The organism is Nocardioides cremeus (assembly GCF_030518195.1).
Taxonomy (GTDB): domain Bacteria; phylum Actinomycetota; class Actinomycetes; order Propionibacteriales; family Nocardioidaceae; genus Nocardioides; species Nocardioides cremeus.
Window position 1 is genome coordinate 106,430 of record NZ_JAULSC010000009.1, and the last position, 16,169, is coordinate 122,598.

General features: G+C 72.2%; 16 protein-coding genes. 14 read left to right on the top strand and 2 right to left on the bottom strand.

Translation table 11 applies throughout. From position 1 onward, the window contains the following. Positions 1 to 12: 12 nt before the first annotated feature. On the bottom strand, positions 13 to 639 hold the full coding sequence (locus QWJ41_RS11195; RefSeq protein WP_302708231.1) for a class I SAM-dependent methyltransferase: 627 nt from the start codon (positions 637 to 639) through the stop codon (positions 13 to 15). Between the two features lie 52 nt (positions 640 to 691). Between QWJ41_RS11195 and dop the strand changes: the two genes are divergently transcribed. The 13 genes from dop (at position 692) to QWJ41_RS11260 (ending at position 14,194) form a co-directional block, all read left to right on the top strand. Next, positions 692 to 2,200 carry a depupylase/deamidase Dop gene (dop, locus tag QWJ41_RS11200; RefSeq protein WP_302708232.1) on the top strand — a complete coding sequence of 503 codons (1,509 nt, stop codon included), beginning with the start codon at positions 692 to 694 and terminating at the stop codon, positions 2,198 to 2,200. Positions 2,201 to 2,227: 27 nt separating this feature from the next. Then, on the top strand, positions 2,228 to 2,425 hold the full coding sequence (locus QWJ41_RS11205) for a ubiquitin-like protein Pup (protein ID WP_193668825.1): 198 nt from the start codon (positions 2,228 to 2,230) through the stop codon (positions 2,423 to 2,425). Further along, positions 2,422 to 3,267 (top strand): proteasome subunit beta, encoded by an 846-nt coding sequence (gene prcB / locus QWJ41_RS11210; protein ID WP_302708235.1) that lies wholly within the window; start codon positions 2,422 to 2,424, stop codon positions 3,265 to 3,267. The genes QWJ41_RS11205 and prcB overlap by 4 nt, the downstream gene beginning before the upstream one ends. Positions 3,268 to 3,271: 4 nt before the next feature. Next, positions 3,272 to 4,051, top strand: a complete 780-nt coding sequence (gene prcA / locus QWJ41_RS11215) for a proteasome subunit alpha (protein ID WP_302708237.1) — start codon at positions 3,272 to 3,274, stop codon at positions 4,049 to 4,051. A gap of 45 nt (positions 4,052 to 4,096) precedes the next feature. Next, a complete protein-coding gene (gene pafA / locus QWJ41_RS11220) occupies positions 4,097 to 5,458 on the top strand; it encodes a Pup--protein ligase (RefSeq protein ID WP_302708239.1) in 1,362 nt (453 codons plus the stop codon). Between the two features lie 100 nt (positions 5,459 to 5,558). Next, positions 5,559 to 6,638, top strand: a complete 1,080-nt coding sequence (locus QWJ41_RS11225) for an FKBP-type peptidyl-prolyl cis-trans isomerase (protein ID WP_302708241.1) — start codon at positions 5,559 to 5,561, stop codon at positions 6,636 to 6,638. A 58-nt stretch (positions 6,639 to 6,696) separates the two neighbouring features. Next, positions 6,697 to 7,683: a helix-turn-helix transcriptional regulator gene (locus tag QWJ41_RS11230; RefSeq protein ID WP_302708242.1), complete on the top strand. Its 987-nt coding sequence runs from the start codon at positions 6,697 to 6,699 to the stop codon at positions 7,681 to 7,683. Continuing rightward, positions 7,680 to 8,696 (top strand): helix-turn-helix transcriptional regulator, encoded by a 1,017-nt coding sequence (locus QWJ41_RS11235; RefSeq protein ID WP_302708243.1) that lies wholly within the window; start codon positions 7,680 to 7,682, stop codon positions 8,694 to 8,696. Before QWJ41_RS11230 ends, QWJ41_RS11235 begins: the two co-directional genes overlap by 4 nt. Before the next feature lie 72 nt (positions 8,697 to 8,768). After that, the gene (gene tatA, locus QWJ41_RS11240) at positions 8,769 to 9,074 is read left to right on the top strand and encodes a twin-arginine translocase TatA/TatE family subunit (RefSeq protein ID WP_302708245.1); all 306 of its coding nucleotides are present in this window, start codon (positions 8,769 to 8,771) and stop codon (positions 9,072 to 9,074) included. A gap of 46 nt (positions 9,075 to 9,120) precedes the next feature. Next, complete coding sequence (gene tatC / locus QWJ41_RS11245) at positions 9,121 to 9,960, top strand: twin-arginine translocase subunit TatC (protein ID WP_302708247.1); 840 nt, start codon at positions 9,121 to 9,123, stop codon at positions 9,958 to 9,960. Continuing rightward, the gene (locus tag QWJ41_RS11250) at positions 9,957 to 10,394 is read left to right on the top strand and encodes a hypothetical protein (RefSeq protein WP_302708249.1); all 438 of its coding nucleotides are present in this window, start codon (positions 9,957 to 9,959) and stop codon (positions 10,392 to 10,394) included. The genes tatC and QWJ41_RS11250 overlap by 4 nt, the downstream gene beginning before the upstream one ends. 16 nt (positions 10,395 to 10,410) lie before the next feature. After that, on the top strand, positions 10,411 to 11,304 hold the full coding sequence (locus tag QWJ41_RS11255; protein WP_302708250.1) for a YegS/Rv2252/BmrU family lipid kinase: 894 nt from the start codon (positions 10,411 to 10,413) through the stop codon (positions 11,302 to 11,304). 52 nt (positions 11,305 to 11,356) lie between these two features. Then, positions 11,357 to 14,194: a DEAD/DEAH box helicase gene (locus QWJ41_RS11260; protein WP_302708252.1), complete on the top strand. Its 2,838-nt coding sequence runs from the start codon at positions 11,357 to 11,359 to the stop codon at positions 14,192 to 14,194. On the opposite strand, the gene QWJ41_RS11265 is transcribed toward QWJ41_RS11260, so the two are convergent. Then, a complete protein-coding gene (locus QWJ41_RS11265; protein ID WP_302708254.1) occupies positions 14,167 to 15,492 on the bottom strand; it encodes an HNH endonuclease signature motif containing protein in 1,326 nt (441 codons plus the stop codon). The genes QWJ41_RS11260 and QWJ41_RS11265 overlap by 28 nt on opposite strands. A 159-nt stretch (positions 15,493 to 15,651) precedes the next feature. Between QWJ41_RS11265 and QWJ41_RS11270 the strand changes: the two genes are divergently transcribed. Then, a complete protein-coding gene (locus QWJ41_RS11270) occupies positions 15,652 to 16,119 on the top strand; it encodes a hypothetical protein (RefSeq protein WP_302708256.1) in 468 nt (155 codons plus the stop codon). Positions 16,120 to 16,169: the final 50 nt, after the last annotated feature.

Consider the following 16,169-nt stretch of genomic DNA (forward strand, 5'->3'; position numbering starts at 1 on the left):
CACGAGCTCGGCTCAGGCGGGGCGGGTGGCCACGGCGCGGTAGCCGTAGGACCACGGGCGCCCGACCGCGGGGCCGGGCAGGTAGCGCTGCTCGCTGTCCTCGACCCGCAGCCCGGCGTCGGTCACCAGCCGCAGCGGGTCGCGGGTCAGGTGGCAGCCGCCGGCGACCCGGCGCTGCACCGGCTCGAGCCGGTGCTGCCAGGCGCGCACCCGGTCGTCGGGGGAGACGCCGTGCTCGAGCAGGTGCATCCGGCCACCGGGCCGCAGCACCCGGTGCACCTCGCGCGCCGCGAGCTCGGCGTCGGGGATGGTGCACAGGCTGAAGGTGCACAGCACGGCGTCGTACGCCGCGTCGGGCGCGTCGAGGCGCTGGCCGTCGAGGCCGACCCGCCGCACCGGCACCGGACTCTCGCGGCGCCGGGCCTCGGAGAGCGACCAGCCGAGGTCGGAGGGCTCGACCGCGTCGAGCGAGACCACCTCGGCGGGCAGGTGCTCGAGGTTGAGCCCCGACCCGAACCCGATCTCCAGGACCCGGCCGGCCAGGCCCTCGCAGGTGGCCGCCCGCAGCCGCTGCACCGGTGCCGTGGCCAGGGCCCGGTCGACCAGGTGCGGCAGCACCCGCTCCTCCCACATGCTCATGGCCCAGAGCCTACGGCCGGGCCGCGCGACGGCACCCGCGTAGGCTCGGGGCATGAGTGTGAGACGGGTGATGGGGACCGAGGTCGAGTACGGCATCTCGGTGCCCGGCCAGCCCAGCGCCAACCCGATGGTGGCCTCGTCGCAGGTGGTCAACGCCTACGCGACGGCGACCGTGAAGGCGCGCCGGGCCCGCTGGGACTTCGAGGAGGAGTCGCCGCTGCGCGACGCCCGCGGCTTCGACATGTCGCGACAGGTGGCCGACCAGTCCCAGCTCACCGACGAGGACCTGGGGCTGGCCAACGTCATCCTGACCAACGGCGCCCGTCTCTACGTCGACCACGCGCACCCGGAGTTCTCCACCCCCGAGGTCACCACCCCGCTCGACATCGTGCGCTGGGACAAGGCCGGCGAGCTGGTGATGCTCGACGCCGCCCGGCGCGCCGGGCAGATGCCCGGCGGGGCACCGATCGTGCTCTACAAGAACAACACCGACGGCAAGGGCGCCTCCTACGGCGCGCACGAGAACTACCTGATGCGCCGCTCCACCCCGTTCGCCGACATCGTGCACCACCTGACGCCCTTCTTCGTCAGCCGTCAGGTCGTGTGCGGCGCCGGGCGCGTCGGCATCGGCCCCGACGGGCGCGAGCACGGCTACCAGGTCAGCCAGCGCGCCGACTTCTTCGAGGTCGAGGTCGGTCTCGAGACCACCCTGAAGCGGCCGATCATCAACACCCGCGACGAGCCGCACGCCGACCCCGAGAAGTACCGCCGCCTGCACGTCATCATCGGCGACGCGAACCTCGCGGAGGTCTCGACGTACCTCAAGGTCGGCACCACCGCACTGGTGCTGGCGATGATCGAGGACCGGTTCATCGACGCGGACCTGAGCGTGGAGAGCCCCGTCTCCGCGCTGCGCGCGGTCTCGCACGACCCGGGTCTCACGCACCTGCTCACCCTGCGCGACGGGCGCCGGCTCACCGCGGTGCAGCTGCAGATGGAGTACCTCGACCTGGCCCGCAAGTACGTCGAGGACCGGCTCGGCAGCGACGCCGACCCCCAGACCGTCGACGTGCTGGCCCGCTGGGAGTCGGTGCTCGACCGGCTCGAGCGCGACCCGATGTCGCTGGCCGGCGAGCTCGACTGGGTAGCCAAGCTCAAGCTGCTCGAGCAGTACCGCGATCGCGACGGCCTGGCCTGGGACGACGCCAAGCTGCAGCTCATCGACTACCAGTACTCCGACATCCGCCCCGACAAGGGCCTCTACCAGCGCCTGGTCCGGGCCGGGCGCATCGAGCGACTGCTCGACGACGCCTCGGTCGAGGACGCCATGCACGACCCGCCGCACGACACGCGGGCCTACTTCCGGGGCCGCTGCCTGGAGAAGTTCCCCGACGCGGTGGCCGCGGCGTCGTGGGACTCCGTCATCTTCGACCTGCCTGGGCGCGAGTCGCTGCAGCGGGTGCCGACCATCGACCCGCTGCGCGGCAGCCGGGCCCACGTCGGCGACCTCATCGACCGCTGCTCAACGGCCTCCGAGCTCTTCGCGGCCCTCACGAGCTGAGGCGGTGCCGTCGGCTAGGGTCGGAGCATGGCCCAGGAGCAGAAGCAGCCGCGCAAGTCGACGGAGACCGAGGAGTCGGTCGAGACCGCCCCGGAGACCGATGTCGCCGAGCGCAAGGAGGCGCTCGACAGCGACGTCGACGACATCCTCGACGAGATCGACGACGTGCTGGAGTCCAACGCCGAGGACTTCGTGAAGTCGTTCATCCAGAAGGGCGGCCAGTGAGCGGGGGCGACCCGCGCCTGCCGGCCGGCTACCTGCAGCCCGGCACGTCGTCCTTCGCCGACTTCCTGGCCTCCCAGTCGCCCGAGCTGCTGCCGGGGCGCCGCACGCTCCCGGCGGGGCAGGCCCACGACCTGGCGCCGCACGGCACCACGATCGTGGCCGCGACGTACCCCGGCGGCGTGCTGCTGGCCGGTGACCGGCGCGCCACGATGGGCAACATCATCGCCTCGCGCGACATCGAGAAGGTCTTCGCCACCGACGAGTTCTCCGCCGCCGGCATCGCCGGCACGGCCGGGCTGGCCGTCGAGCTGGTGCGGCTCTTCCAGACCGAGCTGGAGCACTACGAGAAGATCGAGGGCACCAGGCTCTCGCTCGACGGCAAGGCCAACCGGCTCTCCGCGCTGATCCGCGGCAACCTCGGGATGGCCATGCAGGGCCTCGCGGTGGTGCCCCTCTTCGTCGGGTACGACGTCGACGCGGCGGCCGGACGGATCTTCAGCTACGACGTGACCGGCGGGCGCTACGAGGAGACCGGCTACCACGCGGTGGGCTCGGGCTCGCTCTTCGCCCGGGGCGCGCTGAAGAAGCTCTACCGCCCCGACCTGGGCGAGGACGACGTGATCACCCTGGCCGTCCAGGCGCTCTACGACGCCGCCGACGACGACTCCGCCACCGGCGGGCCCGACGTCGCGCGACGGATCTTCCCGATGGTGCACCTGATCAGCGCCGAGGGCGGGCGCACGATCGAGGAGGACCGCGTCGCGGAGGTCTCCGAGCGCGTCATCGCCGGCCGGATGGGCCGGCCCGACGGACCCCACGCCCCGCTGACCGGAGGTGCCTGAGCCGATGAGCGCTCCTTTCTACGTCTCGCCCGAGCAGCTGATGAAGGACCGGGCCGACTTCGCCCGCAAGGGCATCGCCCGGGGCCGCTCGGTGGTGGCCGTGCAGTACGCCGACGGCATCCTCTTCGCCTCCGAGAACCCCTCGCAGGCGCTGCACAAGGTCTCGGAGATCTACGACCGGATCGCCTTCGCGGCCGTCGGTCGCTACAACGAGTTCGAGAACCTGCGCATCGCCGGGGTCCGGCTGGCCGACATGCGCGGCTACGCCTACGACCGTCGTGACGTGACCGGCCGTGGGCTGGCCAACGCCTACGCCCAGACCCTGGGCACGATCTTCTCCAGCGGTGGGGAGAAGCCCTACGAGGTGGAGCTCTTCGTCGCCGAGATCGGTCGCAGCAGCACCGAGGACCAGCTCTACCGGCTGACCTACGACGGCCAGGTCGCCGACGAGCACCAGTACGCCGTGATGGGCGGCGCGGCCGAGTCGGTCGCCGGCTACCTCGAGGAGCACTACCGCCCCGACGCCGACCTCGACAGCGCCCTGGCGCTGGCGGTGGCCGCGCTGGGCCACAACGAGACCGAGGACCGCCGGATCCCGGCCCAGGACCTCGAGGTCGCCGTCCTCGACCGCACCCGCACCCAGCCGCGCAAGTTCCGCAGGCTCAGCCCGGCGCGCATCGAGCAGGTGCTCGCACAGCTGTCCCCGGAGCCCGCGGCGGCTTCCGGATCGGCTGGGCCCGCTGCGTCGTCGGCGAGCGACGACGAGCCGCCGATCGCTCCCTGAGCCGAGGTCCCCCCACGACGACCACCCTGGTCGTAGTGTTCACCCATGGACCGCCGGATCTTCGGGATCGAGAACGAGTACGGCGTCACGTGCACGTTCAAGGGGCAGCGACGGCTCAGCCCCGACGAGGTGGCGCGCTACCTGTTCCGCAAGGTCGTCAGCTGGGGACGCAGCAGCAACGTCTTCCTGCGCAACGGCGCCCGGCTCTACCTCGACGTGGGCAGCCACCCCGAGTACGCGACGCCGGAGTGCGACGACATCGCCGAGCTGGTCACCCACGACAAGGCCGGTGAGCGGGTCCTCGAGGGCCTGCTGCTCGACGCCGAGCAGCGCCTGCACGACGAGGGCATCGCCGGCGAGATCTACCTGTTCAAGAACAACACCGACTCCGCCGGCAACTCCTACGGCTGCCACGAGAACTACCTGGTGGGCCGGGCGGGGGAGTTCTCCCGGCTGGCCGACATCCTGATCCCGTTCCTGGTCACCCGCCAGATCATCGTGGGGGCCGGCAAGGTCACCCAGACCCCGCGCGGCGCGTCGTACTCGGTCTCGCAGCGCGCCGAGCACATCTGGGAGGGCGTCAGCAGCGCCACCACCCGCTCGCGCCCGATCATCAACACCCGCGACGAGCCGCACGCCGACGCCGAGAAGTACCGGCGCCTGCACGTCATCGTGGGCGACTCGAACATGTCGGAGACGACCACCCTGCTCAAGGTCGCCAGCTGCGACCTGGTGCTGCGGATGATCGAGGAGGGCGTGGTGATGCGCGACCTCACGATGGAGAACCCGATCCGGGCGATCCGCGAGATCGCGCACGACACCACCGGGCGCCGCAAGGTGCGCCTGGCCAACGGCCGCGAGGCCAGCGCCCTGGAGATCCAGGCGGAGTACCTGTCGAGGGCGCGCGACTTCGTCGACCGGCGCGAGATCAGCACCCCGGTCATCGAGCAGGCCCTCGACCTGTGGGAGCGCACCCTCAAGGCGGTGGAGTCCGACGACCTGGGCCTGGTCGACCGCGAGATCGATTGGGTCATCAAGTGGAAGCTGATGGAGGCCTACCGGGCCAAGCACGGCCTCCCGCTCGGGCACGCCCGGGTCGCCCAGCTCGACCTGGCCTACCACGACATCCACCGCGGGCGCGGCCTCTACTACCTGCTCGAGAAGCGCGGCCAGGTCGCCAGGGTGAGCACCGACCTGAAGATCTTCGAGGCCAAGTCGGTGCCGCCGCAGACGACCCGAGCACGCCTGCGGGGCGAGTTCATCCGCCGCGCCCAGGAGCGTCGCCGCGACTTCACCGTCGACTGGGTGCACCTCAAGCTCAACGACCAGGCCCAGCGCACGGTGCTGTGCAAGGACCCCTTCAAGGCCTACGACGACCGGGTCCAGCGCCTCATCGAGGGCATGTAGCCCCGGGCCCGGCGGCTGGTGCCGGGCGGATAGGGTGCCCGTGGTCACCGGCGCGAGCGCGGTGGCGCCCCCGAGTCCTGCGACGTGAAGGATGTTCCCGGTGTTGCGACGCCCCGGTCGGCCGATGGCCCTCCTCGTACCTGCCCTGCTGATCCCGGCCCTGGCGGCGTGCGGCTCGGACGGCTCCGACGACGTGCGCAGCGTGGTGTCCTCCGTCGAGGTCACCGGCGAGGTCGGCGAGGAGCCCGAGGTCGAGTGGACCGAGGACGTCGAGCAGACCGGCGACGTCGAGGTCGAGGTGCTCGAGGAGGGCGACGGTCCCGAGCTCGAGGACGACTCGGCGGTGCTGGTGCAGTACCTGCTCAGCAACGGCTTCGACGAGTCCACGGCGATCAGCACCTACGCCGAGGCCACCCCCGAGGTGCTCGACCTGGGCTCGGGCGAGCTGCCGGAGGTCTTCACCGAGGCGCTGTCCGGGCGCCAGGTCGGCGACCGCGTGGTGGTGGGCTTCGAGTCCTCCGAGCTCTTCGGCGAGGTCGGCAACGCCGCGCTGGGCGTCAACAACAAGGACCCGCTGCTGCTGGTGATGGACGTGCTGGGCCCGACCCCGGTCGACGTGCCCTACGCCGAGGAGGGCGAGGGCATCGCGCCCGACCTGGTGCTCGACGAGGACGGGCTGCCGGAGGCGATGCGCTTCATGGGCATCCCCAAGCCGACCGGCGAGCTGCAGGTCGAGACGGTCGTCGAGGGTGGCGGCCCGGTGGTGCGCAAGGGCGACTCGGTGATGGTCGACTACCTCGGCTCGGTCTACGCCAAGCCCAAGCCGTTCGACACGAGCTTCGGTGCCACCCCGCTCGTCGGCACGCTCGGGCCCGGCGGGTTCGTGGAGGGCTGGAACCGCGGCCTGGCCGGCCAGCGGGTCGGCAGCCGCGTGTGGCTGGTGGTCCCGCCCGAGCTGGGCTACGGCCCGAAGGGCAACGAGGACGCCAAGATCAAGGGCACCGACACCATCTACTTCCTCGTCGACCTCCTCGGCGTGGCCCCGCGTCCCGCGGCGGCCGACACCGCCGACGAGGCGGCCGACGAGGAGCTGCCCGAGCTCAGCGAGGAGGAGCCGGAGGCGCCCAGCCCCGCGGTCTCCGGGTCGCCGAGCGAGCAGGAGAGCCCTGCGGCCGAGTAGCCGGCACCAGAACGACGCGCACGACGTAGCACGACGAGACGAGCAGGGGAGGGGCAGCATGGCGGCGGTACGCAAGAGCGAGCGGCTGATGAACCTGCTCATCATGCTGCTCGTCCAGCGCCACTTCGTGCCCAAGCAGCGGATCCGCTCGATCCTCTACCCCGGCTCCACCGACGACGCCTTCGAGAAGATGTTCGAGCGCGACAAGGAGGAGCTGCGCAGCCTCGGGGTGCCGATCGAGGTGGGCCACATGGACGCCTACTTCGACGACGAGCCCGGCTACCGCATCCAGCCCGAGCAGCTCGGGCTGCCCGCCATCGAGCTCGAGGCCGACGAGGCGGCGGTGATCGGCCTGGCGACCCGGGTGTGGCAGCACGCGCGCCTGGCCGAGGCCACGACCGACGCGGTGCGCAAGCTGAGCGCCGCCGGCATCGACGTCGACGTCAGCGCCCTCGACATCGTCGAGCCGCGCCTGAGCGCCGACGAGCCGTCCTTCGACGTCTTCTGGGAGGCCACCCAGGAGCGCTGCGAGGTCGAGTTCGACTACCGCACCGCCGGCTCCGCCGAGACCACCACCCGGCACCTGCAGCCCTGGGGCGTCGCCCGGCACTCGGGCCGCTGGTACGTCGTGGGCCACGACACCGACCGTGGCGAGGAGCGGGTCTTCCGGCTCTCGCGGGTGCAGGGGCAGGCGCGGCGCCGCGGGCCCGCGGCGGCGTACGACGTGCCTCCGGGCACCGACCTGCAGGCCCTGACCCGGCGGCTGGCCCCGACTCCCGCGCCGGAGCAGGCGGTGCTGCTGGTGCGCCGCGGCGCCGGCCACCTGCTGCGGCGCGGCGCCGACAGCATCGAGACCGACGTGGTGGGCCCCGACGACGCCACGACGTGGGACCGCCTGGTGCTCACGCGCAGCTCGCTCGGCCTGGCCGACGAGGTGCTGGGCCACGGCAGCGCCGTGGTCGTCGAGGAGCCCCTCGACCTGCGGGCCGAGGTCGTGGCGCGACTGCGCACCACGCTGGAGATCATCGCGGGGGAGGGTCGATGAGCGAGCCGACGCCGCGCCCGGCTGCCTCGGGCGCCAAGGACCAGGTCGCCCGGCTGCTGACCCTGGTGCCCTACCTGCACGCCCGCGACTCGGTGCGCCTCGACGAGGCCGCCGTCGCGCTGGGCGTCAGCCCCCACCAGCTGCTCAAGGACCTCAAGGTCCTGCTGATGTGCGGGCTGCCCGGCGGCTACCCCGACGACCTCATCGACGTCGACCTCGACGCCCTCGAGGATCCGGGCGGCGACGGCGTCATCCGGATCTCGAACGCCGACTACCTCGCCCGCCCGCTGCGCCTGACCCCGACCGAGGCCAGCGCTGTGATCGTGGCGCTGCGCGCGCTGCGCAACGGCGCGAGCCAGGACACCCGCCAGGTCGTCGACCGTGCCCTGGCCAAGCTCGAGGCGGCCGCGGCGGAGGCCGGCTCGGCGCGCATCGACCCCGGCCGCGACGGCGCCGACGTCGACACGGCGCTGCTGGCGCGGCGGCTGCAGGAGGCCGCCACCCAGCGCCGCCAGGTCCGCCTGACCTACTTCGTGCCGGCGCGCGACGAGGAGTCGGTGCGCGTCGTCGACCCGCGCGGCGTGGTGACCGGGCAGGGGTGGAGCTACCTCGACGCCTACTGCCACAGCGCCGACGCACCGCGTCTCTTCCGGCTCGACCGCGTCAGCGCCGCCGACGTGCTCGATTCCCGCACCACCACGGAGCCCGAGCCGCCGCGCGACCTGTCCGAGGGCCTCTTCGCCCGTTCCAGCGCCACGACGGTGGCCACCCTGCGCCTGGCGCCGCCTGCGCGCTGGGTCGTGGACTACTACCCGGTCGAGGAGGTGCGGGCGCTCGGCGAGGGCCCCGACGCACCCTGGGAGATCGACCTGCTGGTCGCCGACCGGCGCTGGCTCACCCGGCTGCTGCTGCGCCTGGCGCCCCACGCGCGGGTGGTGCGACCCGAAGAGTTCACCGACACGTTCCTCGACGAGGCAAGCCGGACGCTCGGTCTCTACGAACACCTCACGTAGCATGGACATGTTCGTGCCGCCGGCCGAGCCGTTCGCGTGCGACCCCCACACGACAGAAGGTAGTGAAGCTCCATGACCCCCATGATCGGAATGCCCCAGGGTGCTGAGTGGCTGGTCATCCTGGCCATCGTCATCATCGTGTTCGGTGCCGCCAAGCTGCCCGAGCTCGCCCGCGGCACGGGTCAGGCACTGCGGATCTTCAAGTCCGAGACCAAGGGCCTGCGCGACGACGACAAGGACGACCAGGACGACGTGGCGCAGGCCAAGGTCACGCCCGACCCGGCGCCCAGCGAGCTGCCGCCGGCGCGCACCGACGAGGCCGGTCCCCAGACGGGCACCGCGACCACGCCGAACTCCGCCGACAAGCACCACGGCTGAGCCGCCGGGTCCGCCCAGCGCTCTCGCCTGATACAGCCCTGCCCTCGTGTCGACTCTCTCCGGGATCGCCAAGCTCTTCCTCGGCAAGCCGATGCACCCTGTCGGCTCCGACGGCCGGATGGCGCTCTCGGACCACCTGCGTGAGCTGCGTGCCCGGGTCCTCAAGGTCGCCCTGACCCTGGTCCTGGCCGTCGCGGTCTCCCTGTTCTTCTTCGACCAGCTCTTCGACCTGGTCCTGGGGCCCTACAACAGCGCCCGGGAGAAGCTCGGCGACGAGGTCACCTTCCCCTCGACCAGCGGCGCGGGCGGTGGCCTGCTGCTCTACCTGAAGCTGTGCGGCTTCGCCGCGCTGGTGGCCACCAGCCCGGTCTGGCTCTACCAGATCTGGGCCTTCATCCTGCCCGGCCTGCACGCCCACGAGCGCAAGTGGACCCGGGTCTTCGCCGCGATCGCCGGGCCGCTCTTCCTGGGCGGGATCATGCTCGGCTACCTGACCCTGCCCAAGGGCCTGGAGATCCTGATCGGGTTCAACCCCGAGGGCATCGTCAACATCGTCGAGTTCTCCGAGTACCTGCAGTTCTTCACCCGCACCCTGCTGGTCTTCGGCATCGCCTTCGAGATCCCGGTCTTCGTGGTGCTGCTCAACCTGGCCGGCGTGGTCTCCGGGGCGAGCCTGGGCAAGCACCGGCCCTGGGTGGTCATCGGCATCTTCATCTTCGCCGCGATCGCGACCCCCTCGGCCGACCCGTTCACGATGACGTTCATGGCGGTGCCGATGGTGGTGCTGTTCTTCATCGCCGAGATCATCGCCCGCTTCAACGACCGCCGGCGCGCCAAGCGCAAGATCAACGCCGGGCTCTCGCCCGACGAGGCCTCGCCCCTGTGAGCCGGCCCGCCGACGACGCCGGACCGGTCACCGAGGTCGACCCCTTCGACCTGCCCGAGTGGCTGGGCGAGCAGGACGTGACGTGGCGGGCGGGCTCGGGGCTGCGCACGGGCCACCGGGTCACCGGGCGGCTCGAGGGCCCGGGGGAGCAGGACCACCACGCCTGTGACCTGCTCGCCGTCGACGAGGCCTACCCGCGACCGGTGCTCGACGACCAGACCCGTTCGCGAGCCCACCTCGCGTGGCGGCACGGCCAGGTGCTGCTGCTGGCCACCGAGGGCTCGCCGCTGACCCTCGCCGTGCCCGGCACCGCGTTCAACGCCGACCTGGCGCTCGACGCGCTGAGCCGGTTGGCCAAGGCCGTCGGCGCGTCCCCGGAGCACTACGCGGTGCTGCTGCGCATCGGCCACGACGCCGGGCCGGGCCGGGGCTGAGCGCTAGGGTCGGCGGATGCCGCCCCCGCGCGAGATCGCGCTGCTGACCAACCCGACCGCCGGCAAGGGGCGTGGCGCCGCGGCGCGCAGCGCCGCCCTGCCCCGGCTGCGTGCGGCCGGCCTCGCGGTGCGCGACCTGCAGGGCGCCGACGCGGCCGAGGCGGCCGACCTCGCCGCCGACGCGGTCGCGTCCGGGGTCCAGGCCCTGGTCGTCGTCGGCGGGGACGGCCTGGTGCACCTGGCCGCGCAGGTGCTCGCGGGCTCCGCGACCCCGCTCGGCGTGGTCCCCGCCGGCACCGGCAACGACGTGGCTCGCTACCTCGACCTGCCCCGTCGCGACCCGGCCGCGGCCGCAGACCAGGTCGCCGCCGCGGTGCTGGCGGGCCGCAGCCGGGCGATCGACCTGGCCCGCGACAGCGGGGGGCGCTGCTTCGTGACGGTGCTCTGCGCGGGCTTCGACGCGGTCGTCAACGAGCGGGCCAACCGGATGACCTGGCCGCACGGCCAGATGCGCTACAACATTGCCACCCTGGCCGAGCTGCGCACCTTCGCACCGCTGCCCTACGTCCTCGAGCTCGACGGCGCGACGCGCGAGCTGGAGGCGATGATGGTCTCGGTGGGCAACGGCCCGTCCTTCGGCGGCGGGCTGCGGATCACCGAGGGGGCGCTGCTCGACGACGGCCTCCTCGACGTGGTGGTGATCAAGCCGATGAGCAAGCCGGCGCTGGTGCGCACCTACCCCCGGCTGTTCACCGGCAGCGTCAGGTCCCACCCCGCCTACGAGCACCACCGCGTGCGGCGGGTGCGGGTCTCGGCGCCCGGGATCGTCGGGTACGCCGACGGCGAGCGGTTCGGCGCGCTGCCGCTGGAGATCGAGGCGGTGCCGGGCGCGCTGCGCGTGCTGGGCTGAGCGCGCCGGCGGCGTACGACGCGTGCTTCGGGGCCTCGCGTAGGTTGGGACCATGACGACCGACGAGCTGTCCCCGTCGGAGCGGTACGCGCAGTTCCGGCGTACCCGCGAGCACCCGGTGCTCAAGGACTTCCGAGCCCTCTACGCCTTCCCGCTCGACGAGTTCCAGGTGCAGGCGTGCCGCGAGATCGAGGAGGGCCGCGGCGTGCTGGTCGCGGCGCCCACCGGATCCGGCAAGACCATCGTGGGCGAGTTCGCGATCCACCTGGCGCTGGCGACCGGGCGCAAGGCGTTCTACACCACGCCGATCAAGGCGCTGTCGAACCAGAAGTACCACGACCTGGTGGACCGCTACGGCGCCGACCAGGTCGGCCTGCTGACCGGTGACAACACCGTCAACGGCGAGGCGCCGATCGTGGTGATGACCACCGAGGTGCTGCGCAACATGCTCTACGCCAGCTCCTCGACGCTGATGGGCCTGGGGTTCGTGGTGATGGACGAGGTGCACTACCTGGCCGACCGCTCCCGGGGCGCGGTGTGGGAGGAGGTCATCATCCACCTGCCCGAGTCGGTGGCGCTGGTCTCGCTCTCGGCGACCGTCTCGAACGCCGAGGAGTTCGGCGAGTGGCTCGAGACGGTGCGCGGCGAGACCACCACGATCGTGGAGGAGAAGCGGCCGGTGCCGCTCTTCCAGCACGTGATGGTCGGGCGCCGCCTGCTCGACCTCTTCGCCTCCTCCGACGTCGACGCCGCGGCCGGCTTCGTCAAGGAGGGTGCCCCGGTCAACGACGACCTGCTCAAGGTGGCGCGCGACGACTGGGCGGCCTCGCGCATCAAGGACCGCCGCTCGCCGCGGGGGCGCTCGCAGCCGGGCCGCTCGTCGCCGGCCAAGCAGGTCGGCAACGGACGCCGGGTGTGGATCCCCAGCCGGGCCGACGTGATCGACCGGCTCGACCGCGAGGGCCTGCTGCCGGCGATCGTCTTCATCTTCAGCCGGGTCGGCTGCGACGCAGCGGTGACCCAGTGCCTCAACGCGGGCGTGCGGCTGACCAGCCCTCGCGAGCGCGACGAGATCTTCGCCTACGTCGAGAACGCCTGCTCGCACCTCTCGGCCGACGACCTGCACGTGCTGGGCTACCACGACTTCCTCGACGGGCTGACCCGCGGCGTGGCCGCGCACCACGCCGGCATGCTGCCGGCCTTCAAGCAGTGCGTGGAGGAGCTCTACGAGCGCGGCCTGTGCAAGGTCGTCTTCGCCACCGAGACCCTCGCGCTGGGCATCAACATGCCGGCGCGCACCGTGGTCATCGAGAAGCTCTCGAAGTGGAACGGCGAGACCCACGCCGACATCACGCCGGGGGAGTACACCCAGCTCACCGGACGCGCGGGACGCCGCGGCCTCGACACCGAGGGCCACGGGGTCGTGCTCTGGCAGCCGGGGATGAACCCGCGCGAGCTGGCGGGGCTGGCCTCCACGCGCACCTACCCGTTGCGCTCGTCGTTCCGCCCGTCCTACAACATGGCCGTCAACCTGGTGCACCAGTTCGGCCGGCACACCGCCCGCGAGCTGCTCGAGCAGTCCTTCGCGCAGTTCCAGGCCGACAAGGCCGTCGTGGGCCTGGCTCGTCAGCTGCGCAAGAGCGAGGACGCGCTGGAGGGCTACGCCGAGGCCGCGCAGTGCCACCTGGGCGACTTCATGGAGTACGCCGCGCTGCGCCGCCAGATCAGCGACGTCGAGAAGGGCGCCAACAAGGCTCGGCGCGCCGATCGCCGCGCCGAGGCCATCGAGTCGCTGCGCCTCCTCAAGCCCGGTGACGTGATCGAGGTGCCCACCGGCAAGTTCGCCGGGTACGCCGTCGTGGTCGACCCCGGCTGGTCGCCCGAGGGCCCGCGCCCGCTGGTGGTCACCCTCGAGAAGCAGTCACGCCGCCTGGCGATGATCGACTTCCCCGAGCCGGTCGAGGCCCTGACGCGGCTGAAGATCTCGCGCTCCTTCACCGCGCGCAACCCGCAGATGCGTCGCGACCTGGCCGCCCAGCTGCGGATGCGCACCCGCGACCTGCCGCCGCGCCACCTGCGCCAGGGCCCCAAGGGCGCCAAGGCTGCGGGGCGTGCCCACGGGGGCGAGCCGAGCGCATGGGAGAGCGAGGTCGCCGAGCTGCGCCGCCGGCTCAAGACGCACCCGTGCCACGAGTGCACCGATCGCGAGGACCACTCCCGGTGGGCCGAGCGCTACTTCAAGCTCGAGCGAGACGCCGCCACCCTGGCCCGCCGGGTGGAGAGCCGCACCAACACCGTGGCCCGCCAGTTCGACCGGGTCTGCGAGGTGCTGACCGCGCTGGGCTACCTGACCGACGAGGGCACCGACGCCTCGGTGACCGAGCAGGGCATGCACCTGCGCCGGCTCTACTCCGACATGGACCTGGTGGCCGCTGAGTCGTTGCGCCTGGGCGTGTGGGACGACCTGTCGCCCTCCGGGCTGGCCGCGGCCCTGTCGACGCTGGTCTTCGAGGCTCGGCGCCCCGACGACGCCTCGTCGCCGCGGGTGCCGGGCGGGCCCACGAAGGACGCCATCGGCGCGATGGTGCGCCTGTGGGGCGACCTGGACCGGCTCGAGAAGGACCACAAGCTCGACTACCTGCGCCAGCCCGACCTCGGCTTCGCCTGGATCGCCTACCGCTGGTGCGAGGGCGACGACCTCGACGACGTGCTGGGCGAGAGCGAGCTGGCCGCCGGCGACTTCGTGCGGTGGATGAAGCAGCTGCTCGACCTGGCCGGCCAGGTCGCCGACGCCGCCGGCGACTCGCCGGTGCGGCGCACAGCGCGCCAGGCCATCGCCTCGATGCGGCGTGGCGTCGTGGCCTACTCGGGGGTCACCGAGGAGGAGTAGGTGCCGATGCCGGGGACGACGACGAGTCGTTGGTCCTGTGGTCCGGTCCAGGTGTAGTGGCCGTGGTCCATGCGTCGGTAGCGCCACTGCTTGGTGGGGTCGGTGGTGGTCTTGGCCCGGTGATGTCGTCGGCAGAGTGGGGCGAGGTTGCCTGGGTGTGTCTGACCCGGTGGACCTCCGTGGGCGGGGTCGATCCAGGTGCTGATGTGGTCGAGGTCGCAGCGCCGTGCCGGGCGGCGGCAGTCGGGGAAGACGCAGTGCTGGTCGCGTTGGATGACCAGCTCGCGCATCCACTCCGGCGGGTCGTGGGCATCGATCGGGTCGCCGCGGTCGGGATCGAGCACCGGCGTCACCGTCACCCGCGCTCCGGCGAGCCAGTCACGGATCATCGCGCTGGTAGCCGGCCCGAGGTCCTCCACCCGCCCCAACGGCGCGATGTCACCCTCAGGGGTCGCGGTCAGGTGCACGTAGGCCTTGTACGGCCGCCCCGGTGCCGGGGTGTCGCCGTGGGCGCGGGCCCGGTCGACGATGACCTGCAGCGCCAGCACCCGACGCCGGGGCAGGGGCAGGTCGGGGTGGGTGGCCAGCAGGTCGTGGGCAATGCGACCCACGAGGTCCTGCAGGTCGGCCAGGGTGGCGGTGTCGCCGGTGATCTGCATCCACGAGGTCCCCAGCCAGCGTCCGTCACGCGCCCCGGCATGGGTCAGGGTCAAGTCCCACGACTCCCGCGCGGTCTCTTCGGCCTCTTCGTGGGCGTCGGTGTCGTAGCGGGCCCGGGCGGTCTCGACGAGCCGGGCCAGCACCACCGACCCGACCCGGTGCGCGCGGCCTGCGATCACGGCGTCGACGTAGGCGGCTGCGTCGGGTGAGAGGCCGCTGGTGGCTTGGGCGATGCTGCGGGCGCGCCACACGGGTACCTCGAGGGCCTCCACACGTGCCATCACCCGCGGCAGCCGGTGCGCCAGCTCGAGAGCGTCAGCCATCAGGGTCAGGGCGGCGGTGGTGGAGATCTCCATCGCCGCGGCGAGGGGTTCGGCGGAGAACGCCGCGATCATCGGGCGCCCGTCGCCGCCGATCTTCTCCGGGCAGTCCAGGTCGCCACCGACCTCCCCGAACCCCGCCGCCGACTTGGGGTCGTCGACGGTGTTGGTCTCGCACCAGCGGATCGTGGCGTGCAGCACCGCCAGCGCCGCCGCGGCCTCGCGTGCCTTGGCCTGCTCGGCGAACCACAGCACCGAGTCCCGGTCCAGGTCATCGACCCGCACCGGACCACCCGCGAGGTCCGTCTCGATCAGCATGCCGATACTCAAGCACCAGCCACCGACAGCCCCGCTGCGCCGCGGCTGTCACTGCTCGCGCAGGTGGTCCAGACCTGGCCGGCGCCCGTCGTGACCTGGCAATTCACCTGGACGTTGTAGGCAACGAACGCGTCACCGGTCACCTGGGCACGAGGGAGCATGCTGATGCTGGACACCTGTGGTCGGACCGCCCCCAGCATCCGGTTCGTGGTGGGCGTCCTCCTGCTGGGTGTGGTTGCCAGCGTCCTGCTGGTCGTCGCGTTGAGTCCGAGGAACCGTTCTGCAGACGGTCCGGTTCCCGCTGGACCGGAGCACGGATTCTCAGTGACGCGACCGACCGGCACCGTCCTCACCGACGGCTTCGAGGTGCTGTACGTCGAGGGCGAGGCCCCCGCTGTCATCTCCGACGTGGAGCTGGTCAACGCCGAGGGGTTCCGGCTCCTCGGCGCCATGGTCGCCGGTGCGGACCGGAAGTTCGACGCGGTCCAGCTGGTCGACCGGTGGCCGCCTGTCGCGGATGAGCTCGACGGTGTGGAGCTCATCGATGCCATCGGGGCGACACTCAGCCCGACCAGCGAGAACGAGAGGGGATGGGAGCTGTTCCTCGGCATCGAAGGTGACGGGTGAAGGCCTGCTGATCCGCGATGGAGTCCGCGTCGACTACGAGGTGGACGGCC